Origin of the sequence: Haloferax prahovense DSM 18310 (assembly GCF_000336815.1) — an archaeon.
GTDB classification, from domain to species: Archaea; Halobacteriota; Halobacteria; order Halobacteriales; family Haloferacaceae; genus Haloferax; species Haloferax prahovense.
Map to the genome: position 1 here is coordinate 1 of NZ_AOLG01000010.1, position 25053 is coordinate 25053.

Here is a 25053-nt window from a genome sequence, read left to right on the forward strand (position 1 = left end):
CATCAGAGATGTGTATAAGAAACAGCCCCGAGCCCCAGTCGAACCACAACGCCGGAGCCGTCGCGTTCGGTCCGGACGGCTATCTCTACGTCGCCACGGGCGACGGCGGCGGCGCGAACGACGAGGGACGCGGCCACGTCGACGACTGGTACGACGCCGTTCCGGGCGGCAACGGACAGGACGTGACCGAGAACCTCCTCGGGAGCGTCCTCCGCATCGACGTGGACTCCACCGGCGGCGTCTCCGGCGACGACGACCGGCCGTACGGAATCCCCGAGGACAACCCGCTCGTCGGCTCCGACGGCCTCGACGAGCAGTACGCGTGGGGGCTCAGAAACCCGTGGCGGCTCTCGTTCGACGGCGAGGACTGCTACGTCGCCGACGTGGGACAGGGCGCGTGGGAGGAGGTGAACCTCTTGGAGCGCGGCGGCAACTACGGCTGGAACGTTCGCGAGGGCGCACACTGCTTCCGCGCCGACGACTGCCCGACCGAGACGCCCGACGGCGCACCGCTTCTCGACCCGGTGCTGGAGTACCCCCACAGCGGGGACGGACCGTCCGGCGTGGCCGTCATCGGCGGCCACGTCTACCGCGGCGAGTCGATTTCGGCGCTCTCGGGCGCGTACGTCTTCGCCGACTGGCAGTCTGAGGGACGGTTGTTCGCCGCCCGCCCGAGCGAGTCGCGGCCGTGGGACATCGCGGAGATTCCCGTGACGGACCGCGACGACGGGGGGACGAACGTCCTCGCGTTCGGCCGCGCCCCCGACGGCGAACTGTACGTCTGCACCAGCGACCGGCCGATTGTCACCGGGTCGTCGGGCGCGCTGAACCGGCTGACCGGCGTCTGAGGTCGGGGGCAAGTCGTTCCAGCGTCCGCGACTCAGGCGTCGCCGTCGACGTTGACTCGCCTGCCCGTCGTCGCCGACTCGTAGGCAGCCTCGGTCAGCGCGGTCACGTGGAGAGCGTCCTCGGCCGGGATGGCGAGGTCGGCCTCGTCGCGCGCGGCGTCCACGAAGTTCCGGAGCTTCTTCCGGGTCAACTCCTCGAAGTCGGGCGTCGGCGGCGTGGCGGTGTAGGTCATCCCCCCCTCGGCCACCTCGATGGTCTCGCCGTCGAAGGCGACCATCCCCTCGGTGCCGATGACGCGGAGCGACTCGCCGGGGTCGGGGACGCTCTGTCCGTCGCCGGAGACGCCCACGCTCGCGGTGAGGCGGTCGCCGTCGCGGTCGAGGACGACCGCGAGCGCCGAGTTCACGTCCACGTCGTGGCCGCGGTGGTCGACCGCCGCGGCGACCGTCACCGGTTTCGAGCGCGTCACCCAGAGCACCGCGTCGAGGAGGTGCGACCCCGAGTCGTACAGTTGGCCGCCGCCCGAGAGGGACGGGTCGCCGCGCCACTCGTCTTTCGTCCAGCGAATCCACTCCTGTTCGAGGTGGCAGACCACCATGTGCGGGTCGCCGATGCGGCCGCTGTCGATGACGCGCCTGAGTTCGTGAAACCGCGGGTCGAAGCGGCGTTGGTAGCCGACCGCGAGGGTGAGGCCGCGCTCCTCGGCGCGGTCGACGAGCGCCCGCGCGCCGCCGAGGTCGGTCACCATCGGCTTTTCGAGGTGGACGTGGAGGTCGGCGTCGAGCGCCGCGAGCGCCTGGTCGAAGTGCTTGGTGTGCGGTGAGGCGATGGTCACCGCGTCGAGGAACTCGGCGTCCAGCAGTTCCTCGGTCGTCTCGTAGGTCAGCACGTCGAACTCGTCTCCGAACCGCTCGCGCACCTCGTCTACGGGGTCGACGCCGGCGACGACGCGCACGCCCTCCAGTTCGTTGAGCAAGCGGCACTCCAGCACGCCGAGGCTTCCGAGGCCGATACCTGCGACTCTGAACATGGCGTAGTAGTCGCGCGGAAGCCGCAAAAGCGTGCGGGCGAGTCGCAAGGGCTTCCCGGGTGGCTCGTGTGGGTCGGCCATGGACGACGCAGTCCTCCAGCGGTTCGCCGTCGTACTCGCGTTGGTCGGGGTGGCCCTCCACGTCACGTCGCTCGCCGAGAACCCGTCGCAGGGGTTCGTCACCGTCGGGTTCGCGGTGCTCCTCCTCGCGCTCGCGCTCGGCGGCGCGCCGGTCGCGCGCGGACTGTTCGAGTTCGAGACGGACGCGACCCGCGCCGAATCGCCCGACGCCGACGAACAAGGCTGAGCGTCTCGCCGCTACTCGCACGCTTTAGTCGCCCGCCGTCGTGGCATCGACCATGAGCCTCGACTATCGACGACTCGGGTCGACCGGCACCCGCGTCTCTGAGTTGTGCTTCGGCACGTGGCGATTCGGTCGAAAGAACAGCGGCGTCCTCGAGACCGACGAGGAGGAGGCCCACGAACTCCTCGACGCGTTCGAGGAGCGCGGCGGGAACTTCATCGACACCGCCAACGTCTACGGCAACCCGAACGGCACCTCCGAGGAGTACATCGGCAACTGGCTGGCCGAGCGCGACCGCGAGGACTACGTGCTCGCCTCGAAGGTGTACTTCCCGTTCGACGAGGACAACCCCAACGGTCGCGGCCTCTCGCGGACCCACATCCGCAACCAGATCGAGGGCACGCTCGACCGCCTCGACACCGACTACCTCGACCTCTACTACATCCACCGCTGGGACGAGGAGACGCCCATCGAGGAGACGCTCCGGGCGCTCAACGGCCTCGTCGAGGAGGGGAAGGTCAACTACCTCGGCGCGTCCACGATGGCGTCGTGGCAGCTCACGAAGGCGCTGTGGAAGTCCGACGTGCACGACTACGCCCGCTTCGACGTGACCCAGCCGCTGTTCCACGCCGGCTACTACGAGGACGTGAAAGACTACCTCGACGCGTGCGGCGACCAGGACATCGCGGTCTGTCCGTACTCGCCGCTCGCGGGCGGTTTCCTCACGGGCAAGTACGAGCGCACCGACTCCGACGACCCGACCGAGTACGTCGCGCCCGACGGCGCGCGCGGGTCGTTCGACGAGCGGTTCGACCGGTTCTACGTCTCCGAGCGCGGCTGGAAGGTGCTCGACGAGATTCGCGCGGTCGCCGACGAAGTCGATGCCAGCCCCGCGCAGGTCGCGCTCCGCTGGCTGATGGACTACCCCGAGGCGACCGTCGTTCCCATCGTCGGCGCGCGGACGACCGACCAACTCGACGAGAACGTCGGCGCGGCCGACGTGGACATCTCGACCGACCAGTGGGAGCGCATCATGAACGCCCGCTACGACGAAGACGGTCGGCGCTGGGGCCACTAAGCGACCGCGGGCGACGCGGGCGACCGGACCAGCTTGCGACTCTTTTCACGCGATGCCGAGGTCTCGCAGGTAGTCGCAGACGACGTGGACGTAGAGCACGACCGCGAGAAACGCCGCGAGCGACCCGAGTCCCGAGAGCGCGACCGCGCCGACGGCGACGCCGCCGACGAGGTGGTGGCTCAGGAGTCGCTTGCGATTGAACTCGGTGTCGAACTCCTCGAACACCCGCTCTTGGTCGAGGAGGCCGACCCGCGGGTTCGTCACCGCGAGCCGCAGGTTCGCCCAGTCGCCGCGCTGGACGCGGGCGATGACGAAATGGTCGAGGTCGATGAAGACGCTCACGAAGACCGCGCCGGCGACGAGAAGCGGCAGGCTCCCCGGCGGGTCCAACGCGACCGCGGCGACTGCCCCGGCGACCGCCCCGACGACGGCGTGTTCGAGTGACTTCACGTCCCGCCCCGTTCAGTCGACGTGCGGGCGGACCCGCCGGAGCACGAGGTCCGGGTCGAACTCGTCTTCCGACTTGTCCCAGACGCGCTCGCCGTCGACGGTGACGGTGAGAACGCCGTGGTCGCCCGTCACGAGCGCCACGCGGTCGAGCCGGTCGCCGAACTGTTCGAGCAGCGCGTGCTGTAGTTGCTCGGCGCGGTCGAGGAAGCCGCAGGGAACGCAGTATTCGATTTCGACGCTTGTCATGACCGGACGTTCACGGCGAGCGCGTAAAAGCGAGGGGGCGGGCCGCGAGCGCTCCTGGGACCGTCACTACGACGTCCCGAAGCCGGGTCGCCACCGGAGCAAGACGACGGTGACGAGAAAGACCAGCGTCGAGAGGTCGTACGAGAGCGTCGTCACGGTCGCGGCGATGGCCGTCCCGCCGCCGAAGACGCTCGTGGCGACCGACGCGAGAATGGGCCACGAACACGAGACACAAGAGAACAGGCCGACGACCCCGGAGACGGCCGCGCCCGCCGCCTCGACGACCGTGTCGTAGACGAGGAACGCGAGCGCCGCGTAGCCGACCACGCGCGCCGGCATGAGGACGAGGTTGAACAGGTCGCCGCCGTAGACGAGCGCCGGGCCCCACCCCGGCGGGAGGAAGGCGACGCGGACGCCGTTCGTGCCGCCGGGCACGGGTGAGGTGACGAGGCCGCCGGCGACCGCGAGGAGCGCGAAGTAGCCGACCGCGACGACGGCCGCCTTGCGCTTCGTCGCGGCGGAGGCGGGCGCGACGTCGGTGTCGAACATGACCCAGAGGCCGACGATGACCCACGCGACGCCGTAGAGCGCGTAGCGCGGCGCGCCGACGCTCGCCTCGGTGAAAAGCAGGTAGACGAACGCTAGGATCAGCGTCGTGTTCACGGCGAAGGCGGCGCGGAGCAGACTGGCCCGCGAGGGGCGGGGGAGTGCGGATGCGGTTGCCATGTGTGGGGAGTAGCGGTCGGGGCTCAGAGCGCGAGCGTGTCGACGACGATGGCGAGGAGCAGCATGCCGAGGTAGGCGTTCGAGGCGTGGAACGCCCGGAACGCGGCGGTGTCGTCGCGCTCGTAGTGCAGGCGCACGACGAAGTAGAGGAACGCGCCGCCGAAGAGGATGCTCGTCACGAGGTAGACGACCCCGAGAGCGTCCATGACCGCGAGGCCGGCGGCGGCGACGAGCGTCGCGCCGAGCCACCAGAGGATGTGTTTTCGCGTCTCGGTCTCGCCGCGGACGACGGGCATCATCGGGAAGCCGCCGCGGGCGTAGTCGTCCTTGTAGGCCAACGCGAGGTTGTAGAAGTGCGCGGGCGTCCACAGGAAGATGACCACGGCGAGGACGACGCCGCCGAGGCCGACGTCGCCGGTGACGGCGACCCAGCCGATGAGCGCCGGAAGCGCGCCGGCCGCACCGCCGATGACGGTGTTCTGGACCGTGTTTGGCTTCAGGATGAGCGTGTAGACGACGCTGTAGAAGGCGATAGCGACGACGCCGAGGACGGCCGCGAGCCAGTTGACGGACGCGAACAGCGCCACCGACGCGACCGTCAGAAGCAGGCCGAACGCGACGGCATTGCGGACGGGCACGAGGTCGACCGCAAGCGGCCGGTCGCTCGTCCGCTGCATCCGGCGGTCCACGTCGCGTTCGAGAACGTGGTTGAACGTGCCGGACGCGCCGATAGAGAGGACGCCGCCGCCGAGTGTCGCCGCGATGACCTCGGGCGTGAGGCCGGGCGAGACGGTGCCGGCGAGCGCCATCGCCGCCGACGCGACGAGACAGAGGAGCCACATCAGCCGCGGCTTCATGAGCCGGAAGTACGCGTTGACCGTCGCCTTCGCGCGGGCGACAGGTTCGGTCGGGACCGGCGGTCGCTCGCCGTCGTCGGTCGGGGGGCTCATCGACGGGGTGCCGACCGGCGCGTCGTCGGGGTCGCCGGTGGCCGCTTCGAGCGTCCACGCGAGCGCGGCGACGAAGCCGCCGAAGATGACCATCCCGAGAACCAAGTGGAGCGTCGAGAGCGCGGGGCCGACGCCGACGGTGGCGACGACCGCGCCGAGACCGGCCTGTGCGGGGTAGAGCACCGCCGACGCAGTGACGGTTGCTCTCACCCGGCGGGACGTGTCGGTTCGCCACGCCGAGACGAGCGTGGCGAGCGTGAGGAGACCGACGAGGACGGCCGCGACGCGGTGACCGAGGGCGACCCAGCCGTCGAGCGTCGCGGGGAGCGAAAAGCCGTCTCCGCACGCGGGCCAGGCGCTACACGCGGCGGTCGCGTCCGTGAGCGCGGTCGTCGCGCCGACGATGAGAAGCAGATAGACGCCCATCGCCGTCGCGGCGAGCAGGCCGTGGAACGTGTTCGAATCGCGATTCGTGGCCACGAAATTCACCTACGGGCCTGTTGGGCCGTCCCGTATTTAGGACCCGCGCTTTTCCGCCTCGCGTTCGGGTGCCGCTCCCCGCGATATGGCGGGGGCGGGTTGATAAACGGCGGGCCGAGAGTCGGTATGCATTTATGCGGTTGTTCCTAAGTCTCGCTCAGCATGAGAAAGACGCGTTTCGCGCTCGCGTCCCTGCTCGCGACGGTCGTGATGGCGCTCGTTGCCACCCCCGCCGCCGCGCAGGCGTCCGCCACGTCGGAACTTATCAACCAGCTCAACGGGAAGCTGCTGTACGTCGCTATCCCGATTACCGTGCTGGTGGAGGTCATCCTCCTCTACACGGTCATCAAGTTCCGCAACAGCGAGCGCGCACTGCCGACCAAGGAGAACCGCCGGCTCGAAATCACGTGGACCATCGCGACAGCGATTATCCTGCTTTTCGTCGGCGTCGCCTCCTACGGCGTGCTGGCCAACGAAAACGTCACGCACCAGGGCAACGACATCGCCATGGACGACGACCCGGTCGTCGTCACGGCCGAAGCCTACCAGTGGGGTTGGAACATGTACTACCCCGAAGAGGGTAACTTCACGTCCGGCAACGAGATTGTCATCCCCAAGGACCGCCCGGTCTACTTCCAGGTGACTGCAACGGACGTGATACATGGATTCCACGTCCCCAAACTCGGCCTCAAGCAGGACGCGATGCCGGGTTCGACGAACACCATCAAGACCGTCGCCTACGAGGAGGGCACCTACCAGGGCTACTGTACTGAGTACTGCGGCGTCGCGCACTCTCAGATGTACTTCACCGTCGAAGTCGTCTCGCAGGAAGAGTACCAGAACTGGCTCGACGAGCAGCAGTCGGCCAACAGCGAGTCGTCGTCCTCGTCTTCGAACTCCACCGCGACGAACTCCACGCAGTAACGGACCTCCCTTCTCTTTCGACACTCCCCGCCGAGTGACGACGCTCGCGCTCGTCGCGTTCGGCCGTCAGAGAACGCTTCGAAACGTCGGCGAATCGGGTCGTGCGTCGAAGACGGGCGAGGTCTCAACAGCGCCGCTCGACGATGCGGTCGATGATGCGGCCCGTCGAGAGGAGTTCGTCGTCGTGGCGCTGCTCGCGCGGCGTCGCGCGCGTGACCTCGCAGTCGATGCCGCGGGCGTCGAGGGCGGCTTTGATGCCCGACTCGTCGTGGTGTTGGTCGTAGCCGAGGACGATGACGTCGGGGTCGATTTTCTCGATAGGGACGAAGATATCCTCGGCGTGGCCGAGGTGCGCCTCGTCGACCACGTCGAGCGCGGCGACCATGTCGCGGCGCTGGCGGTCGTCGAGTATCGGCTTCGGCTTGTGCGTCACGTTCTCGCCGCGGGCGATGATGACGTGGAGTTCGTCGCCGAGCGACGCGGCGTCCGAGAGGTAGTGGACGTGACCGGGGTGGAGGATGTCGAAGGTCCCCTGGGCGATGACCCGTCTCATCGGTCCAACTCCGCGTCGATGTCGTCCTGCGTGAAGTCGAAGAACGATTCGGGGTCGGGGAGGTCGACGTCGAGCACGTCGAGGTCGCGGACCTCGCCCGACTGGTCGAACGCCTCCCAGTCATCGAGGCCGTAGGGCGCGCCGATGATGATGTGGACCCGGCCGCTCCCGAAGGTGTCGAGGTCGGCGTCGCTCGGTCGGAGGACGCCGTTCGGGTGCGAGTGAATCGACCCGACGGCGCGGAAGTCGTTCGGCACGAGGTCGTTCCTGACGGTCGCGCTGTAGGGGTCCGAGACGGTCCCCGGGATGATGAGCACGTCCGTCACGACGTAGCCGTCGCGGTCGACGCCGAGTCGGCGGGCGTCCTCGCCGCGGAGGAGTCCCATGTACTCGTTCGGATGCGTCTCCGCAGAGGCTTCGAGCGCGAAGTCGAGGGCGTCGGCGGCGATGCCGACGACCTCCCGCGACCGGAAGAGTCGCATACCGAACCGTCCGCGGGCGCTCCATCTAAGGGTTCCGGAACGCCGAGTCGATCGCCGGAACGGAACCGCCATACTGAGGTCGGCGCTCGCCCGAACTCCGGTGTGACGCTCGATTCCGACCTCGTCGCCCGCGTGACGAACGCGCTCTCCGCGGACGCGCCGCCGACCGCGACGACCGAACTGGACGGCGGGCACGTCGGGCGCGTCTATCGTCTCGACTTCGACGGGCACGACCCCGTCGTCGCCAAGGTCGGCGACACGCCGCTCGACGTGGAGGCCGCGATGCTCGACTCGCTCGGTTCCGCCGGGCTCCCGGTCCCCGCGGTCCACCACGCCGACCCCGGCCTGCTCGTCCTCGACTACGTCGAGGGGACGTCCGACCTGACTCCCGCCGCCGAGCGCGACCTCGCCGTCCACCTCGCCGCGCTCCACGAGACGACCGCGCCGGCGTTCGGCTTCCCCTACGACACGCTCTCCGGCCCGTACCGTCAGCCGAACCCGTGGACCGACTCGTGGGTCGAGTTCTTCCGCGACCAGCGCCTCCTCCCGTGGACCGATGCGGCGCTCGATTCGGGACTCCCGGACGCGACCGCCGAGCGAATCGAGTCGGTCGCGGGCGACCTCGACGCGCTCCTCGTCGAGCCGGCGGCCCCGCGACTCGTCCACGGCGACGTCTGGGGCGCGAACCTCCGCGTCCGCGGCGACCGCGTCGTCGCCTTCCTCGACCCGGCGTGTTACTACGGCCACCCCGAGGTCGAACTCGCCTACATCGACTGGTTCGACGCCGCCGGCGACGATTTCTTCGACGCCTACGACGAGTCACGACCCATCGCCGACGGCTTCTTCGAGGAGCGCTCGCCCGTCTACGCGCTGTTTCCCCTTCTCGAACACGTCCGCGTCTTCGGAGGAGACTACGTCCCGTCGGTCGAAGACGCGCTTGACGAACTCGGGTACTGACGCCCAGTCCCCGCAGTGTTCGGGGCGAATCGAGTCGTGGGAACCGGTCGCGCACGTGAGATGCTTTTGTAAAGCTTAACACTACCCCCTAACCTAGCGGGACCATGAGCGACGAGCACGCCGGGGATTCCGGCGACGACTCGGGTCCGAATTCGGACGCACGACCTATCGTCTACGATCTCGCACCGAACTGTACCGCCGACGACGTCGAGACCGACGCCTACTACCACGCCGTCGTCAACGGCGTCGTGGAGTACGGTATCTTCGTCGACATCTCCGACTCCGTCTCCGGTCTCATCCACGAGTCCAATCTCTCGACCGACTACGAGGTCGGCGACCGACTGGTCGTCCGCCTCGAATCCGTCCGAGAGAACGGCGACATCGCGTTCGCCGAGGAAACGCCCGACGACTACCGCACGCTGACCGTCGACCACGAACCGACCATCACGCCTATCTCCAACCTTACAGTCGGCGATTCGGTCACGGTCGAGGGCGTCGTCACGCAGATTAAGCAGACCGGCGGTCCGACCGTCTTCCGCATCGCCGACGACTCCGGCATCGTCGCGGCCGCCGCCTTCGAAGAGGCCGGCGTCCGCGCGTTCCCCGAAGTCGACCTCGACGACGTGGTCCGCATGGCCGGCACCGTCGAAGACCACGAGGGGACCCGCCAGCTCGAGGTCGACGGTCTGACCGTTCTCGACGACGAGACCGCGGCCGACGCCCGCCAGCGCATCGACGCCGCGCTCGACGAGCGCGCCGAGCCCGAGCCGGTCGAACCGCTCGTGGAGTGGCCGGCGTTCGAGAAGCTCCGCGGCGACCTCGAAGACGTGGCCCGCCTGCTCCGCCGGACGGTCCTCGAAGGCCGCCCGATTCGCGTCCGCCACCACGCCGACGGCGACGGCATGTGCGCGTCCGTTCCGGTCCAGCTGGCCCTCGAACGGCTCATCACCGAGGTCCACGACGACCCCGACGCGCCGCGTCACCTGTTCAAGCGCCTGCCGAGCAAGGCCCCGTTCTACGAGATGGAGGACGTGACCCGCGACCTGAACTTCGCGCTCGAAGGTCGCGCCCGCCACGGCCAGCGGCTCCCCTTCCTGCTCATGCTCGACAACGGGTCGACCGAGGAGGACGTGCCCGCCTACGAGAACCTCGCGCACTACGACGTGCCCATCGCCGTCGTCGACCACCACCACCCCGACCCCGAGGCGGTCAACCACCTCCTCGATGCGCACGTCAACCCGTACCTCCACGACGAGGACTACCGCATCACGACCGGCATGATGTGCGTTGAACTCGCGCGGATGATTCACCCCGACGTGACCGACGAACTCCGTCACGTCCCCGCCGTCGCCGGGCTGTCGGACCGCTCGAAGGCGGAGGTCATGGACAACTACATCGCGCTCGCCGAGGACGAGGGCTACGACCGCGAACAGCTCCTCGACGTTGGCGAGGCGCTCGACTACGCCGCCCACTGGCTGCGCTACAACGACGGCGCGTCCATCGTCAACGACGTGCTCAACGTCGGCTGCGACGACGATGAGCGACACCGCGAGCTCGTCGAGTTCCTCTCGACGCGCGCCGAGCGCGACGTGGACCGTCAGCTCGAAGCGGCCGAACCGCACCTCGAACACGAGCGCCTCGACAGCGGGGCCAACCTCTACCGCATCGACCTCGACAAGTGGGCCCACCGCTTTACCTACCCCGCGCCGGGCAAGACCACGGGCAAGCTCCACGACCGCAAGGTCCAGGAGACGGGCGAGCCGGTCATCACCATCGGCTACGGTCCCGACTTCGCCGTCCTCCGCTCTGACGGCGTCCGCCTCGACATCCCGCGGATGGTCGCCGAACTGAACGAGGAAGTCGTCGGAGGCGGCGTCTCCGGCGGCGGCCACCTCGTCGTCGGCTCCATCAAGTTCGTCAGCGGCATGCGCGAGGAGGTCATCGACAGCCTCGTCGAGAAGATGGCCGAAGCCGACATCGACGAAGAGCTGTCGACGACGGCGTAAGGTCGCAGTCGCGGCTCACGCGGACACTTATTCTTCGAACTCCAGTCGCCTGAGCGCCGCGACTCCGACGACGACCGCGAGGGCGGCCGCGGCGACGAGCCCCGGCTTCGACTCCGCCCCGCGCCCGCTCGCTCGCCAGTCCGCCGCGAACGCCCCGCGGAAGTACGCCGCGGCGGCCGGGTCCGACAGCGCGAGGACGACTTCGCGGTTCTCGCGGGCCGAGTGTCGGTTCCAGTTGAGACTGCCGACGAGCGCGGTGTCGTCGGCGACGACGCCCTTCGCGTGAATCGCGCCGTACCGGCCGCCGGGTCGCGCGAGGCGGACCGAAAGCGGCTTTCCAGCCCTGTCGGCCCACTCGTTCAACCGCTCCGCGAGCGCGCGGTTTTCCTCCTCCACGTACCACGCGCTCCCGAGGAGGAGCCGAACGCGGACGCCGCGGTCGGCGGCGCGCTTGAGCGCGCGAACGAACGGCCCGCCGGCCTCGACGGTCGGCTGTAGCACGTCGATTCGGGCGTCGGCGGCGTCGAGTCGAGAGACGACCGCGGACTCGGCGTTGTCGGGCGCGCGGAGGACGGCGACGCGGTCGACCCGAACGGACTCTGGCGCGATGCGGGAGGGATACGAGCCGTTCGCCGACTCGGTGCGGACGAACGACCGACCGACTCGGTACGTCTCCCACGGGACCGTCTCCGGGAGCGCCGCGTCGTCAGCGAAGGTGGTCGCGAGGTCGGCTGCGACGCTCGGAGAGCGCGCGACGACGCCCCAGCCGCGGCTCTTTCGCCCGCCGGTTCCGGCCGGTTTCCAGTTCTCGGTCATCACGAGCGCCGCGTCGTCGACGACGGCGTACTTCGGGTGGTGAAACGAGTGCGGGTCGCCGACGACGCGGACCGAGACGCCGGCGTCGACGAGGCGGTCGAGGACCCGCGCCGACCGCCGCGGAAAGCCGCCGACCGGGCTGTCTTCGACCAGCACCGACACGGCGACGCCGCGCTCGCGGGCGGCGACGAGTTCGTCGGCGACGCGCGCGGAGGAGACGACGTAGCCGGCGAGCAGAATCCGCTCGTCCGCGGACCGGAGCGTCGAGACCGGGCGCTCGGGTGAGTCCGGGAGGACGAACAGCGTCGCGTTCGCGGGGCCGTGGGTCGCGACGTCCCGTCGGGGGAGGGACCGCGGCCACCACGACCACGCGCCGTCCCGGCGTTCGAGGAGCGCGCCCTCGTGGCTCCGGTCGTAGGTAAGGCGGTCGGCGACGACGCCGTTTCCGCCTTCGATAGGGGCGCTGACGCTCCCTTCGTAGCCGTCGTCACCGACGACGCGGAGCGTGACCGTCTCGCCGCCGTTGGCGAGGTCGAGGCCGGGCGCGACGACGGGGTGGTCGGTCAGGTTCGCCGCCGCGTCCGGGTCGGCGGCGACGGCGACCGTCCCGCCGGGTGCGGCGAACGAGACGGTGTCTTCGCCGTCGGACAGCGAGAGTTCGGTTCCCGCGGGCGCGGCGACGGCGACGAACTCGCCGCGGTCGTCGGGCGTCGCCGGGTCGGGCAGCGCGGAGACGATTCGAGGGCCGCCGGACGCCGACGGGTTGGCGGGGGTAGCCGAGTCGGGCGCGTTCGTCGCGTTCGTCTCGCCCGGCGCGGCCGCTATCGGCGCGGGAACGACGGCCGCGAGCAGGACCACGAGCGAGGCGGCGAGCGCGGCGGCGAGGGCGCGACGAGACACACCACGCGGTGGTCGCGTCACCCTACAAAAACGTTCGCGACCGGTGGCTCAGCGCGAGCGGTTGCGAGAGAAAGAACACGAGAGGAGAACCGCAGAACCGCGAGGGTGTCGCGTCGTCGTGCGGCCTCAGACGGTCGCTTCGGCTTCGACGTCGTCGCCGAGGAACTCGGCGGCGAGTTCGGCCTCGCGTTGGACGAGGAACGAGCGGTCGTCGACGTAGCCGGCGGCCGCTTCGAGCGCGTCTTCCGTGCCGATCTGTCGGAGCGCCCACGCGGCGCTGGCGCGGACGGAGTCCACGTCGTCGTCGGCGACGACGTCCGAGAGCGGGTCGACGGCGCGGGTGTCGCCGATGAGGCCGAGCGCGCGCGCGGCGGCCGAGCGGACGTTGTCGTTCTCGGTGACGAGCTTGTTCGCGATGGGCTGGGTCGCCTCCTCGGAGCCGATTTCGCCGAGCGCCTTGAACACGACCTTCTGGAGCGCGGGGTCGCTGTCGGTGTCGACGTAGTCGACGAGCATCTCGACGCCCTCCTCGGCGGCCATCTTGCCGATGGCCTTGATGACGCCCTTGTCGCGGCGCTTGGCCTGCCCCTCGATGGTCTCGTAGGCGCTGTCGTCGTTCATCCGCGTGAACGCCTCGATGCAGTACTCCTGCATGAAGTCGGACTGGAAGCTCTCGAACGCGAGGGCAATCATCTCGACGTTGCCGCGCTTTTCGTGTTCCTTCAGCGCCGACAGCTCCGGCGGGTAGTCCTTGTAGTGGCCGAGCACGTCGTAGAAGCCCTGCACTTGGAGCTTCTCGCGGGTTTCGAGGTCGTCCCACTCCTGGGCGTCGTCGAGGCCGTCCGCGAGGCCGTCGGCGACCTCGATGAGGTCCGCGATGGTTTCTGCGTCCTCGTCGGCGTCGAGGTCGGCCGCTTCGACGGCCGAGACAGCGTCGTCGACGGCGGCGGTGAGGGAGTCCTCGTCGTCGCCGTCGACGGAGACGCTCGCGTCGAGCACGCCGTTGAACTCGTCGGCGAACGTCTCGACCGCGGCGACGATTTCGCCTTCGCCCTGCTCGGTCCACCGGGTGTCTGCGATGGTGGACTTGGCCTCTTCGAGCGTTTCGACGGCGTCTTCGGCGTAGGGACCGCGCTGGGATTCGAGTTCGTCGCGCAGGTCGGACAGGCGCGATTCGAGTTCCTCGGCGGGGTCGTCCTCGTCTTCGTCGTCCGGTTCGGGCAGGTCCGCGGCCTCCACGTCGGCCTCGATCTCGTCGAGCGTGGCCTCGACCTCGTCGAGGTCGGCTTCGGTCTCGGCCGCCTCGAGAGCCTCCTCGGCCTCGGTCAGGCGCTCGTCGAAGCTCTCGGGCGAGAGTTCTGTCGTGTCGTCGTCCCCGTCACTCATATGCCGGAAGTCCGTTCGACTGTAAAAAGAGCGTTTCCCTTCGCTTCGCGTCTCCGGGTGGCACCGACCGCCGATACTATCCGGGCCACTTTTTCGCGGCCCATCCGTTCCTCCGAGCGTGACCGGTCCAACCATCGCCGTGCCACAGCGCGCGGCGTTCGACCTCGACCCGGCGCGAAACGAGGATGACGTGCGCGCCCGCGCCGCCGACCTCTCCGAGTCGGTCGACATCGCGCTGTTCTCCGAGTACGCGCTCACGGGCTTCGTCGCGGACAGCCGCGCCTTCAGCGGCGCGATACCCCGGGAGCGCGCGACCGACTTCCTCGCGTCCGTCGCCGCCGACAACGAACTCGACGTGCTCGCGGGCTACCTCGAACGCGACGGCGAGACGCTCTACAACGCGGCCGCCTACGTCCGTCCCGACGGCTCCGCCGCGGTCTACCGGAAGCGGCACCTCTGGGGCGGCGAATCCGAGGTCGTCACGCCGGGCGACGAACTCGTCGTCACGGACACACCCGCCGGACGGACGGGACTCCTCACCTGCTACGACCTGAACTTCGTCGGCGACAGCGCCGCGTTGACCGACGAGCGAATCGACGCCCTGTTCGTCGTCGGCGCGTGGCCCGCCGCTCACTCGACGAACTGGCGACTGCTCTGTCGCGCCCGCGCCCTCGACGGGGTGCGGTGGCTCGTCGGCGCGAACCGGACGGGGAGCGGGTCTGTTTCCGGGTCCGATACCTCGGAGTACGCGGGTCGCTCGCTCGTCGTTCGTCCCGACGGCGTCGTCGCGGCGGCGCTGAACCGCGGCGAGCGCGACCTCGTCTGGACGCTCGACCGCGACCTGCTCGCCGAACAGCGCGCGTTCGTCGGGTCGGTGGAGTAGCCGAAACCGGACTGCATCACCGGAACCGAGGGGGGTTTTTCCGCCCCCGCCCAATCGGGGTCGATGACGGACACGCTCGTTACGCCGCTTTCGCTCCGCGACACCGAGGTTCGGAACCGAATCATGGTCTCGCCGATGTGCCAGTACTCCTCGACCGACGGGTTCGCCGAGGACTGGCATCTCGTCCACCTCGGAAGCCGCGCCGTCGGCGGCGCGGGCATCGTCATGTCCGAGGCGACGGCCGTCTCCCCTGAGGGTCGCATCTCGCCGAACGACCTCGGAATCTGGTCGGACGACCACGTCGAGAAGCTTCAGCAGATAACCTCGTTCGTCTCGTCGATGGGGAGCGTACCGGCAATCCAACTCGCCCACGCGGGCCGAAAGGCGAGCAAGTCCCGGCCGTGGGAGGGGAGCGAGCCGGTCGCGCCCGAAGACGGCGGATGGACCACCGTCGCCCCCAGCGACGTGCCGTGGCCCTACGAGGGCGAGGCCCCGCCGCTCCGGAAGCTCTCGACCGACGGAATCGAAGGCGTCGTCGACGACTTCCGCGCCGCGGCCGAGCGCGCCCTCGACGCCGGCTTCGAAATCGCCGAGGTCCACGCGGCCCACGGCTACCTCCTCCACGAGTTCCTCTCGCCGATCACGAACCACCGCGACGACGAGTACGGCGGCTCCTTCGAGAACCGGACGCGGCTCCTCCGCGAGGTCACGCAAGCGGTCCGGGAGGTCTGGCCTGACGACAAGCCCGTCTTCGTCCGCATCTCCGCGACCGACTGGCTGGACGACCGCGAGTCGTGGGACATCGAGCAGTCGGTCCGCCTCGCGGCCGACCTCGACGACCTCGGCGTCGACCTCGTCGACGTGAGTGCCGGCGGCATCCACCCCGACCAGCGCATTCCGAACACCGGCCCCGGCTATCAGGTTCCCTTCGCGGAGGTCATCCGCGAGGAGACCGACATGATGGTCGGCGCGGTCGGCGGCATCCGAACCGCCCGCCACGCCGACGAAGTCGTCAGCAACGGGCGAGCCGACCTCGCCATCGTCGGCCGCGAGCACCTTCGCGACCCGTACTTCGCGCTCCACGCCGCCGAGGAACTCGACGCCGACGCGGAGTGGCCGCCGCAGTACCAGCGCGCGGTCCCGCGCCGGTAGGGGTCGACCTCGACCCGCGCGGGTTCGCCACCCCTCGAACGCTTATCCCCGCGGCGACCCAACCGTTGGCCATGAGCGACCGACGACGCGACGACGACATCCTCGATTTACTCGACGAACTCGGGGACACGCTCGACGAACTCGGCGCGGAACTCCGCGAGGAGCGCGACCGCAACCGCGGCCGCGGCCGACGCGTCACCGGCGACGACCGCTTTCGGCCCCCGCGTCCGCCGACGTTCGGTGAGGTACTGCGATTCACCGAGTCGTACACCATCCCGACGGTCATCGCCGTCCTCGAAGCGACCATCGCCTCCCTCGAACTCCTCCGCCGTCTCATGCGGCTGTCCGACCCCGGCCGCGCGATGGAAGACGCCAGAAGCGAGACGGAGTCCCGGATGCGAAACGTCCCGAAGAGCGCCGTCTCCGGCGTCGACCGCGCCCTCGACGAACTCAGAAACGCGCTGTCGGAGGCCGACCTGCCGACGAACCCCGAGGCGCGCGACGTGATGGACCGCGCCCGCTCGCTCGCCGACGAACTCGACGAGCGAATCACCGAGGCCGAGCGCGAGCGAACGACCCGAGAGCGTCGCTGGCGCGAGGACGAACGAACGTTCGAATCGGAGTGGCAACGGCGTGACGACGCCCGGCGTTCCCGCGACGAGAGCCGCGTCTCAAGCGACGCCGAACCGGTCGGCACGGGGCCGGTCCGAATCGACGTGACAGAAGAGGCCGACCCGGACGGCGGGGACGACGAGAGCGACGGACCCAAAGTCGACGTCGACGCCGAGCTGGAGTCGATTAAGCGCGAGGTAAAGGGCGACGACGACGGTGACGGGTCCGACGCCGATGCGGGCGACGAGCCGAGCGACCGCTGAGCGGCGGAACACGCGCCCTCCGTGCCGAGCGATTCCCGGTTACCGCGCCGGTCGAACGTCCACGCGAACCAGGTCGCCGACCCACGCCGCAAGCGCGAGGAGCGCGATGCCCGCGCCGCCGGTCACGAGGACGGGCGTGAACTGCACGCCGTTGACGAGGACCAACAGCGCGAACAGCAGCGAGATGACGCCCACGACCGCCAGCGCCGACGCCACGCCGACGCGCCACCATGCGAGCCCGGCCGTCTTCGACTTCCCGCGGACGACACGGGAGACGCCCGCGGCGACGACGCCGAGGCCGACGAGATAGGCGGCGAAACGCAGGTCGTAGCCCGCACCCGCGGACCCGAACGCGACTTCGAGAGCGTCGAAGCCGACGATGAGCAGGTACGTCGGCAGTTGGAACGGTTGGAACTGGATGCCGTAGCCGAGCCCGTACAGCCCGGCCAGTACCGCCGTGGCGACCGCCGCGTCGCGCGCGAAGGAGACGCCGCTGGTGCGGTTCATACGGGAGATAGAAGGTGTAGTTATATCAACACTCGCCCGCTCAGCGCGGTTCGAAGCGGTAGCCGTCCCACTCCTGACTCGCGGGCTCACGGATGCCCGCACCGGGTTCGCGGAGTTCCTCGCAGTAGACCGGTCGAACCTCGTCGCCGATGTCGACGTCGTCCTCGCCAGTGACCTGCCCGATGGCTCGGACGGGCTCGCCGTCCACGTCGAACTCGACGATGGCGAGCGTGTTGGGCTGGCGGACGCCCGGCGGTGTCGCCGTCGATTTCGTCCACGTCAGCACCGTCGCCGTGTAGTCGCTGAGGTCGACCGTGCCGACCGGTTCCTCGCCGCCGGGACCGACCGGGTGGCCGGGGTAGGTGATGCTCCCGTCGGGGTAGCGGTACGCCTCCATCGCGGGTACGTCGTCGGACATTATCGGGACTCCATGATGGTCGTGGTCACGCAGTTGCCGAAGCCACCGACGTTGCACGCGAGGCCCACGTCGGCGTCGACCTGCCGCTCGCCTGCGTCACCGATGAGCTGTTTGTAAATCTCGTACACCTGCGCGACGCCCGAGGCCCCGAGGGGGTGGCCCTTCGACTTCAGGCCGCCGGACGTGTTGATGGGGAGGTCGCCGTCGCGGTCCGTGACGCCCTCCTCGACCGCCTTCCAGCCTTCGCCCTTCTCGAAGAAGCCGAGGTCCTCCGACTGGAGGAACTCGAGGATGGTGAACATGTCGTGGAGTTCAGCCACCTCGATGTCGTCGGGTTCGAGGTCGGCCATCTCGTAGGCGATTTCAGAGGAGTTGACGACCCCGCCCATCGTGGTCGGGTCGGCGCGCTCGTGGACGACGTGGGTGTCGGTCGCGCCGCCGATGCCGGAGATGACGGCGTAGTCGTCGGTGTACTCGCGGGCGACCGACTCGGGGCAGAAGACGAGCGCCGCCGAGCCGTCGGTGATGGGACAGAAGTCGTAGAGGCGAAGCGGGTCGGCGACGATTGGCGAGTCCATGACGGTGTCGAGGTCGACCTCCTTTCGGAACTGGGCGTGGGGGTTGTCGACGCCGTTTTTGTGGTTCTTGACGGCGACCTTCCCGAGCGACTCCCGCGGGGCGTCGTAGGTGTCGAGGTAGAGCCGTGCGGTCAGCCCCGCGAAGGAGGGGAGCGTCACGCCGTGTTTGTACTCCACCGGATGCGTCAGCGAGGCGATGACGTCGGTCGCCTCGGCGGTCGAGCGGTGGGTCATCTTCTCGCCGCCGACGAGCATCGTCATGTCGGACGCGCCGGAGGCGACCGACTGCCACGCGGCGTAGACGCCCGCGCCGCCGGACGACGAGGTCTGGTCGATTCGGGCGGTGTAGGCGGGCATCGCCGCGAGGTCGTGAGCGAGGGCGTTCGGCACGCCCGTCTGGCCCTCGAACTCGCCGCTCGCCATGTTCGAGACGTAGAGGTGCTCGATTTCGTCGGGCGAGACGTCGGCGTCCGCGAGGGCGGCCTGTCCCGCTTCCGCGAGCAGTTCGCGAATCCACGCGTCTCGCTGCCCGAACTGGGTCATCGATGCACCGATAATCGCTACGCGGTCCATACGCGCACGTCGTCGCAGCGCGATTTAAAACCGGGCAATCCCTCGCCGGCACGTCTCAAACCGTTTATCAGTCGGTCGCCCGAACGACCGGCCATGGACGCCGAACGCCTCGCGCCGGCCGTCGGAATCGTCGGCGCGCTGCTCCTCGCAATCGCCGTCGCGGTTCCCGCCGTCGCCATCGAGGGCGGGGACGGACAGGTGGCCGCCTACTACGCCGCGGGCCCGGTCGGCATCTCGTTCGTCGGGATGCTCGCGCTTCTCGAAACCATCGTCTTCCTCTCCGGCAGACAGGAGCGGACCGACCCGGCGACGGCCGCCGGACTCGCCTTCGTCCTCTCGCTTTCGATGCTCGGCATCGCCGCGCTGTGGTCGTTCTCCATCGACCCGACGCTCCTGTTCAGCTTCGACCAGCAGTACTCGTGGCTCACCTACCACCGCTGGTCAGTCGTGGCCGCCGCGTTCGTCACCTTCGTCGGCGGCGCGTGGTACGCCCGCGGCGTGTTGTAAGCCGGCGTCGGCGGTGCCGGAGTCGATGCCGGTGTTGACTCGTTTTCTCGCGCTCCGCTCTCGGAGCGCCGCGTCGAACCACCCCGACGGTGTCCCCCGATTTTACCGCATCCGAGTCGAAAGGCCCTTAACAGTCGATGGATAATGAGGAAGTGGACTAGGTCGGGCAGTTAGGCCCTGCTCTCTACCCGCGAAATAGGTCTTCAGCGGGGACCGAACACGGGCGCGTCCGGTCAGACCGGCGCGGGCCCCGGAAGCCAACGTAGAAACCTCGTCCTTCGGGGACAGCGGCTCCGCGTACCCCTTCCGCAGGGAAGGGTTCGCGCGGTTCATCGGTGGTACCCCGCCAGGCGCGGAAGCGAGCAGCGGACCATCGGACGTGCGTCGCTCGAGGGATCGCGGGGTGGAGGAGGCAACCGGGATTCCCCACGTCGGAACGCCGGGCAACCTCGCTGTCCACCCATTCATACCTCATCGTAGTTACCCGCCGACCGACCGGTCTCTCGGTCGCGGATTCGACGTATAGAGTCCAAGAGCCCTCGCTCCGGCGGCACGTACCGCACGCGCGACTGTCGGTACTCGGCGAACTGAAATACCGCACAAGGGGTCTGTTCCCCCGGGGGAGACGCTTACTGTTTGTTCTCGGCTTCCGTCTCGGTCGCTTCGGCCTCAGCCTCGGTCTCGTCTTCTTCGTCGTCGTCGTTCTCGCCTTCCTCTGCGCCCTTCTTCAGTTCGTCTTCGATCTCCTCGCGGCCGCGGCGGAACTCGCCCATGGCCTGGCCCGACGACCGGGCCAGTTGGGGGAGTTTGTTCGCGCCGAACAGGAGGACGATGATGAGCAGGACGATGAGCAGTTCTGGGCCGCCCGGGAGTCCGGGGAACAGTGGAATGGAATCCAGCATTACGTTCGGTTACGTTCGGGGGGAAGATAAGAGAGACGGTCCGGGATTGAGCCCCGAAGTCGCCGTAGTCCGCGTATTTCGGGGGCTCATGGACGTTCGAGCGGCACGACGGACCGAGCGTCGGACCGACCGCGTCAACCGCGCATCGGTCCCGTCTCAACCTCGGAACTGACCGCGTCAGCCACGGGCCAGCCCCGCGTCACCGCCAACTGGTCCAGCCGCCGTCGACGACGATGGATTCGCCGGTGACGTACTTCGAGAGGTCGCTGGCGAGGAAGACCGCCACGCCGGCCACGTCGTCCGGTTCGCCCTGCCGACCGAGCGGAATCATCGCGTTCAACTGCGCCATCTGTTCCTCGCTCGTCTCCTCGGCCCCTTCGGGACCGATTTTCGTCTTGATAGCGCCGGGGTGAATCGCGTTCACCCGGACGTTGTCCCCGCCGAGTCCGTGGGCGAGCGAGTACGAGAGCGTCCGGACGGCCCCCTTCGACGCGCTGTACGACGGGTAGTTGCCATTGCCGAAGATGCCGTTGACGCTAGAGATGTTGATGATGCTCCCGCCGCCGGATTCGACCATCCGCGTTGCGGCCGCCTGCGCCCCGAAGTACACACCCTTCAGGTTGATGTCCATCATCTCTTGGAACTCGTCTTCGGTGACTTCGAGGAAGTCTTCGGGCCGCCAGATGCCGGCGTTGTTCACCATCACGTCCACGCCGCCGAACGCCTCGGCGGCGTCCATCGCCTCCTCGAACGCGGCCGGGTCGGTCACGTCGAGTTCGACGTACGTCGCCGACGAGTCGGTGTCCGATTCGATTTTCTCGTGGGTCGACGCGCCGCCTTCCTTCGGCTCTTCGCGGATGTCGCAGACAACCACGTCCGCGCCCGCCTCGGCGTAGGCCAGCGCGATTCCCCGTCCGATACCCGAGCTACCGCCGGTGACGACCGCGACGCGGCCGTCGAGTAAACTCATCTGTAATACACCTCACACGAATATGGAGGGAACGATAGTTAAGGATAGCCGCCAGTTCCGACGAAGTGAGAGTCGCTGAACGCTCTCCGTGGCGAACAGCGGTCCGAAGAAGATGCACCGGCTGGGAATCGAACCCAGATAATTGGCTTGGAAGGCCAATGTCTTACCATTAGACCACCGGTGCTCATTTCATTCGCACCGTGCATCGACGGACGGAGTCCGTCTCAACACCGGTGCACTCGTTCGTCCCTCACTCGCGCACCGAGCCTCGGCCTCGCTTCGCTCGGCCGAGACACCGGTGCGCGCGAACGTCGCGTCTATCCCTTCATTCTCGACGCCCCAATAAGGATGTTACCTTTTCGGTCAGGCGACGAGGGAGGGCGATTCGCCGCCCCCAGCGGGGCTGTCGGGGGCGCTCCCGAGGAATTCGAACTCGAACTCCGTCTCGGATTCGGTCTCCCCGTCGACGACGACCACCGTCACGTCTCGCTCGTCGGGGATGGCGATGCCTAACTCACCGTCGGCGTCGGTCGTGCCGGCGGTCTCGTCGTTTATCGTCACCGTCGCGTTCTCCACGGGCGCCCCGTTCCGCGTGACGACGACCGTCACGTTCTCGCCGGCGGAGACGTTCCCGTCGAAGCTCACGGTGAGGTCGCTCTCGGCGTTGAGTTCGGCGCGCTCGCCGTCATCGGTCCCGTTTTCGCCCGCTTCGACCTCGGCGTTCGCGTCACCCTCGGCCTCGGCTTCCGCCTCCGCCTCGGCCTTCTTCTCCGCGCCGACCTTCGTAATCGGCACGTCCGTCCCCGACTCGCTCACGACGGGCTTGAGGATGTACTTCCCGCTGTTGCCCGCCTCGAACGCGGTGATGTCGAAGACGAAGTCAACGGATTCGCCGTTGCCGACTTCGAAGTCCGTGTTGAGCTGAAGCTTGTTACTCGGGAGCTTCACGTTGACCTGTTCGCCGGTCTTCAGCGTCCCGTTCACGTCGCCCACGTGCACGAAGACCTTCGTGTAGTTGCCCTCCGGCACGTCGTACTCGCCGACGAGACTCGCGTTTTCGCCCTGCAGTTCGGTCAGGTCGACGGTCACGTTGTCGACCTCGTAGGTGACGCTCGACTCGCCCTCGGCCGCGTCGGTGTCGTTCACGTCGGCCGATTCTTCGACCTCGGCGTCGGCGTCGGCGTCGACCGACCCGTTGGTCGAGACGGACGTGTTCGTCGCGTTCGCCGTCGCGTTGGCTTCGAGTTCGACCTCGACGCTCGCGTTCGCCTCCGCGTCGGCGTCCGTGTCGTTCTCGTCGGCTTCGGATTCCGCGTCCTCGGTTTCGACCTCGCTCTCCGACTCGGCGTCGCCGTCCGCGCGGACGAGCGTCACGCGCTCGATGGTGACGTTGACGTGCTCGAAGTCCGCGATGGCGTTCTGCTCGTCGCTCACGTAGAAGTTCACGGTCCCCGTCCGGGCGGCGTCGCCGTCAGACGACGCGGTCGTCGTCGCGTCGGCGGCCCCGTCGGTCTGCGTCTCGGTCAGCGTGCCGGTCCCGCCCGCGCAGCCGGCCAGTACGACCATGAGCGCGAGCAAGACAGTCGCAAGTCCAGTACGTTTCATCGTGAGAGACCGTACTGGCCGAGAGAACTTTAGAGGGGTGTTCGTACGCCTCGGTTTTCACCGAATTTCGCCGAATTACGGCCTCAGTCGTCCGCGTGTGATTCGTTAAACCGTTTCGCCTTGTCGAGCAGTCCGGGGGAGATGCCGGGCACGTCGTCGACGCTCACCGCGCCCTCGGCGCGAATCTCGTCGAGGCTCTTGGGGAACTCGCGGAGCTCCATGTGGATGGCGATGCCGGCCTTTGCGCCCTTGCCCATCGCCACCGGAATCTGGTTGTGACCGGGGGTGATGTCGCCGACCGCGAACACGCCGTCGGCGCTGGTCCGGCCGTGGTCGTCCACGGGGACCGTCTCGTCGTCGTTGAGCTCCACGTCGAGCGCCTCGAACAGCGTCGTGTTGTAGCTCGAGCCGTACATCGCGAAGCCGCCTTTGTACTCGCGGACGGTGCCGTCTTCGAACTCGAAGCTCTCCAGCCAGCCGTCGTCGCGCTTCGTCATGCCCGAAATCTCCGCTTCGACGATGTCGACGGGGTGCGCGCGGACGAGTTCGTCCGTCTCGTCGGACCACGTCGGCTCGTCGCCGCGGAGCAGCAGGTCCACCTCGTCGGTGAAATTGAGCATTATCATGGCGACGTAGGCCGCGGAGTCCGAGTGGCCCATCACGTACACCGACTCGTCGACGAACATGTAGGCGTCGCAGTGCAGGCAGTAGTGCAGGCCCTTCCCGGTGCGGGGAAGCGGCGGGTCGGGGCGCTCGTCGTTGAAGCCGACGCCGAGGACGACGCGGTCGGCGACGAACTCGCCCTCGTTGCCGACGAGGCGGAACCGGCCGTCGTCCAACCGTTCCGCGTCGGTCACGAAGTCGCGGTGGATGTCGGTCCCGTAGTCTTCGAGTTGCCCGCGCGCGGTTTCGAGGAACTCGTTGCCAGAGACGTCCTCGGTGACGCCGATGACGTTGTGCGTGTCGAGCATCATGGCCGCGCGGCCGCCGCCGCGGTCCACGAGCGCGGTGTCGTGGCCCAGTCGCGTCGTGTAGAGCGCGGTCTGGAGGCCCGCGGGGCCGCCGCCCACGACGACAACCTCGTACTCCCGTGGTTCGTCGATTTCAGTCATACACGGGAATTCGTCGCGGCGCTCTTAAGCCCACATCACCTGTGCGCGGCCGGCATCCACCCGAAACGAGTTAGCAAACAACACGATTCTGCCCGACGCCCGAAACCGCCCGTGACGCTCAGCGCCCGCGAGGCTCAGCGCCCGCGACGACGGCGTAGCAGTTCCCGCTGGACACCGTCGATTCGACGACCGCGAGGTCGCTCGCGTCGAGGTCGGCGTCGAACTCGTCGGGCGCGTAGATGTGGTAAAATCGGGGCACCGTCTCGCCGCCGGGGAGCGTCCAGTCGACCGTCGTGTCGAAGCCGTCCTCGCGGTCGAACGTGTCGTGGGCGGTGCTCCACGCGCTGACGACCGCGCGGCCGTCGGCGTCGAGCACGCGCGCGAGTTCGTTCAGGCTCGCCACGCGCGCCGCCCGCGGCGCGAGGTGGTGAATCGTCGCCACGTACACCGCGAGGTCGAAGGCGCCGTCGGTGAAGGGGAGTCGCGAGGCGTCGCCCTGCACGAGTCCGGCGTCGAAGCCGCGCTCGGCCGCTCGCGCGACCGCCTCGTCGAGGAGGCCGCGACTCACGTCGAGGCCGACGACTTCCTCTGCGTGCGCGGAGAGGAGTTCCACGTGCCGGCCGTTGCCGCAGCCGAGGTCGAGCGCGCGGGCCGCCGCCCCCGACTCGGTCGCGTCGCCGACGAACGACTCGACTTCGGGCCACGGGTACTCGCGGGTCGAGGCGAAGTGCGACGCGATGCGGTCGTACGTCTCGCGGACCCCGTCTCGGGGTTCGTCTCCGTCCATGCCGGTCGGTCGAGGCGGTGAGACAAAGACCGCACGGGTCGCGGGCG

General features: G+C 68.6%; 27 protein-coding genes, 1 tRNA gene and 1 other RNA gene. 11 read left to right on the forward strand and 18 right to left on the reverse strand.

The genetic code is table 11. From position 1 onward, the window contains the following. Positions 1-848, forward strand: an 848-nt coding sequence (locus C457_RS05165; RefSeq protein ID WP_008092564.1) for a PQQ-dependent sugar dehydrogenase, incomplete at its 5' end; no start/stop codon positions are given. Between the two features lie 32 nt (positions 849-880). Here C457_RS05165 and C457_RS05170 read toward each other — a convergent pair. Further along, on the reverse strand, positions 881-1879 hold the full coding sequence (locus tag C457_RS05170) for a Gfo/Idh/MocA family protein (protein WP_049913403.1): 999 nt from the start codon (positions 1877-1879) through the stop codon (positions 881-883). Positions 1880-1958: 79 nt separating this feature from the next. Here C457_RS05170 and C457_RS05175 point away from each other — a divergent pair, with 79 nt between their 5' ends. After that, positions 1959-2186, forward strand: a complete 228-nt coding sequence (locus C457_RS05175) for a hypothetical protein (RefSeq protein ID WP_008092568.1) — start codon at positions 1959-1961, stop codon at positions 2184-2186. 52 nt (positions 2187-2238) lie between these two features. After that, positions 2239-3261 (forward strand): aldo/keto reductase, encoded by a 1023-nt coding sequence (locus C457_RS05180; RefSeq protein ID WP_008092570.1) that lies wholly within the window; start codon positions 2239-2241, stop codon positions 3259-3261. A 45-nt stretch (positions 3262-3306) separates the two neighbouring features. On the opposite strand, the gene C457_RS05185 is transcribed toward C457_RS05180, so the two are convergent. From C457_RS05185 to C457_RS05200, 4 genes are all read right to left on the reverse strand, one after another. Next, entirely contained in the window at positions 3307-3711 is a 405-nt protein-coding gene (locus tag C457_RS05185; protein WP_008092571.1) for a metal-dependent hydrolase, read from the reverse strand. A 12-nt stretch (positions 3712-3723) separates the two neighbouring features. Continuing rightward, the gene (locus tag C457_RS05190) at positions 3724-3957 is read right to left on the reverse strand and encodes a SelT/SelW/SelH family protein (RefSeq protein ID WP_008092573.1); all 234 of its coding nucleotides are present in this window, start codon (positions 3955-3957) and stop codon (positions 3724-3726) included. A gap of 66 nt (positions 3958-4023) precedes the next feature. Continuing rightward, positions 4024-4683 (reverse strand): DUF7546 family protein, encoded by a 660-nt coding sequence (locus tag C457_RS05195; RefSeq protein WP_008092575.1) that lies wholly within the window; start codon positions 4681-4683, stop codon positions 4024-4026. A gap of 23 nt (positions 4684-4706) precedes the next feature. Next, positions 4707-6113 (reverse strand): heme o synthase, encoded by a 1407-nt coding sequence (locus tag C457_RS05200; protein ID WP_008092576.1) that lies wholly within the window; start codon positions 6111-6113, stop codon positions 4707-4709. A gap of 162 nt (positions 6114-6275) precedes the next feature. Between C457_RS05200 and coxB the strand changes: the two genes are divergently transcribed. Beyond that, positions 6276-7037: a cytochrome c oxidase subunit II gene (gene coxB / locus C457_RS05205; RefSeq protein ID WP_008092577.1), complete on the forward strand. Its 762-nt coding sequence runs from the start codon at positions 6276-6278 to the stop codon at positions 7035-7037. A 124-nt stretch (positions 7038-7161) separates the two neighbouring features. Here coxB and C457_RS05210 read toward each other — a convergent pair whose 3' ends face one another. Both C457_RS05210 and C457_RS05215 read right to left on the reverse strand, forming a co-directional pair. Next, the gene (locus C457_RS05210; protein ID WP_008092579.1) at positions 7162-7590 is read right to left on the reverse strand and encodes an adenylyltransferase/cytidyltransferase family protein; all 429 of its coding nucleotides are present in this window, start codon (positions 7588-7590) and stop codon (positions 7162-7164) included. Further along, complete coding sequence (locus tag C457_RS05215) at positions 7587-8072, reverse strand: Mov34/MPN/PAD-1 family protein (RefSeq protein ID WP_004977600.1); 486 nt, start codon at positions 8070-8072, stop codon at positions 7587-7589. The genes C457_RS05210 and C457_RS05215 overlap by 4 nt, the downstream gene beginning before the upstream one ends. A 102-nt stretch (positions 8073-8174) precedes the next feature. Here C457_RS05215 and C457_RS05220 point away from each other — a divergent pair, with 102 nt between their 5' ends. Beyond that, positions 8175-9029 carry a fructosamine kinase family protein gene (locus C457_RS05220; RefSeq protein WP_008092582.1) on the forward strand — a complete coding sequence of 285 codons (855 nt, stop codon included), beginning with the start codon at positions 8175-8177 and terminating at the stop codon, positions 9027-9029. A gap of 104 nt (positions 9030-9133) precedes the next feature. Beyond that, positions 9134-11035, forward strand: coding sequence for a DHH family phosphoesterase (locus C457_RS05225; protein ID WP_008092584.1), 1902 nt, complete (start codon positions 9134-9136; stop codon positions 11033-11035). A gap of 27 nt (positions 11036-11062) precedes the next feature. On the opposite strand, the gene C457_RS05230 is transcribed toward C457_RS05225, so the two are convergent. Both C457_RS05230 and C457_RS05235 read right to left on the reverse strand, forming a co-directional pair. Beyond that, on the reverse strand, positions 11063-12751 hold the full coding sequence (locus C457_RS05230; protein ID WP_008092586.1) for a phospholipase D-like domain-containing protein: 1689 nt from the start codon (positions 12749-12751) through the stop codon (positions 11063-11065). 126 nt (positions 12752-12877) lie between these two features. Further along, on the reverse strand, positions 12878-14137 hold the full coding sequence (locus C457_RS05235; protein ID WP_008092588.1) for a HEAT repeat domain-containing protein: 1260 nt from the start codon (positions 14135-14137) through the stop codon (positions 12878-12880). A 118-nt stretch (positions 14138-14255) separates the two neighbouring features. On the opposite strand from C457_RS05235, the gene C457_RS05240 reads away from it, so the two are divergent. The 3 genes from C457_RS05240 to C457_RS05250 all read left to right on the forward strand — a co-directional run bounded on the left by C457_RS05240 (position 14256) and on the right by C457_RS05250 (position 17047). Further along, positions 14256-15020: a carbon-nitrogen hydrolase family protein gene (locus C457_RS05240; protein WP_008092589.1), complete on the forward strand. Its 765-nt coding sequence runs from the start codon at positions 14256-14258 to the stop codon at positions 15018-15020. Between the two features lie 63 nt (positions 15021-15083). Then, a complete protein-coding gene (locus C457_RS05245) occupies positions 15084-16172 on the forward strand; it encodes an NADH:flavin oxidoreductase/NADH oxidase (RefSeq protein ID WP_008092590.1) in 1089 nt (362 codons plus the stop codon). Between the two features lie 71 nt (positions 16173-16243). Continuing rightward, positions 16244-17047 (forward strand): DUF7547 family protein, encoded by an 804-nt coding sequence (locus C457_RS05250; protein WP_008092591.1) that lies wholly within the window; start codon positions 16244-16246, stop codon positions 17045-17047. A gap of 39 nt (positions 17048-17086) precedes the next feature. Here the strand turns inward: C457_RS05250 and C457_RS05255 are convergent, their stop codons facing one another. From C457_RS05255 to C457_RS05265, 3 genes are read right to left on the reverse strand one after another with little or no spacing between them, the layout of a single operon-like run. Then, positions 17087-17554: a hypothetical protein gene (locus C457_RS05255; RefSeq protein WP_008092593.1), complete on the reverse strand. Its 468-nt coding sequence runs from the start codon at positions 17552-17554 to the stop codon at positions 17087-17089. A gap of 40 nt (positions 17555-17594) precedes the next feature. Beyond that, positions 17595-17972: an OB-fold domain-containing protein gene (locus tag C457_RS05260; protein WP_008092595.1), complete on the reverse strand. Its 378-nt coding sequence runs from the start codon at positions 17970-17972 to the stop codon at positions 17595-17597. Beyond that, on the reverse strand, positions 17972-19123 hold the full coding sequence (locus C457_RS05265) for a thiolase family protein (protein WP_008092597.1): 1152 nt from the start codon (positions 19121-19123) through the stop codon (positions 17972-17974). Before C457_RS05265 ends, C457_RS05260 begins: the two co-directional genes overlap by 1 nt. Before the next feature lie 93 nt (positions 19124-19216). On the opposite strand from C457_RS05265, the gene C457_RS05270 reads away from it, so the two are divergent. Both C457_RS05270 and ffs read left to right on the forward strand, forming a co-directional pair. Beyond that, on the forward strand, positions 19217-19630 hold the full coding sequence (locus C457_RS05270) for a DUF7548 family protein (protein ID WP_008092598.1): 414 nt from the start codon (positions 19217-19219) through the stop codon (positions 19628-19630). Between the two features lie 150 nt (positions 19631-19780). Further along, positions 19781-20092, forward strand: an RNA gene (ffs, locus tag C457_RS19420) — signal recognition particle sRNA. A gap of 167 nt (positions 20093-20259) precedes the next feature. On the opposite strand, the gene C457_RS05275 is transcribed toward ffs, so the two are convergent. The 6 genes from C457_RS05275 to C457_RS05300 form a co-directional block, all read right to left on the reverse strand. Then, positions 20260-20532: a twin-arginine translocase TatA/TatE family subunit gene (locus C457_RS05275; protein WP_008092600.1), complete on the reverse strand. Its 273-nt coding sequence runs from the start codon at positions 20530-20532 to the stop codon at positions 20260-20262. 199 nt (positions 20533-20731) lie between these two features. Then, positions 20732-21502, reverse strand: coding sequence for an SDR family oxidoreductase (locus tag C457_RS05280; RefSeq protein WP_008092602.1), 771 nt, complete (start codon positions 21500-21502; stop codon positions 20732-20734). Positions 21503-21615: 113 nt separating this feature from the next. Further along, positions 21616-21686 (reverse strand) — tRNA-Gly (locus C457_RS05285). A gap of 179 nt (positions 21687-21865) precedes the next feature. After that, a complete protein-coding gene (locus tag C457_RS05290; protein ID WP_049913409.1) occupies positions 21866-23068 on the reverse strand; it encodes a DUF4382 domain-containing protein in 1203 nt (400 codons plus the stop codon). 122 nt (positions 23069-23190) lie between these two features. Further along, positions 23191-24219 carry an NAD(P)/FAD-dependent oxidoreductase gene (locus C457_RS05295; RefSeq protein WP_008092605.1) on the reverse strand — a complete coding sequence of 343 codons (1029 nt, stop codon included), beginning with the start codon at positions 24217-24219 and terminating at the stop codon, positions 23191-23193. 118 nt (positions 24220-24337) lie between these two features. Then, positions 24338-25006 carry a class I SAM-dependent methyltransferase gene (locus C457_RS05300; protein ID WP_008092606.1) on the reverse strand — a complete coding sequence of 223 codons (669 nt, stop codon included), beginning with the start codon at positions 25004-25006 and terminating at the stop codon, positions 24338-24340. Between the last annotated feature and the right edge of the window lie 47 nt (positions 25007-25053).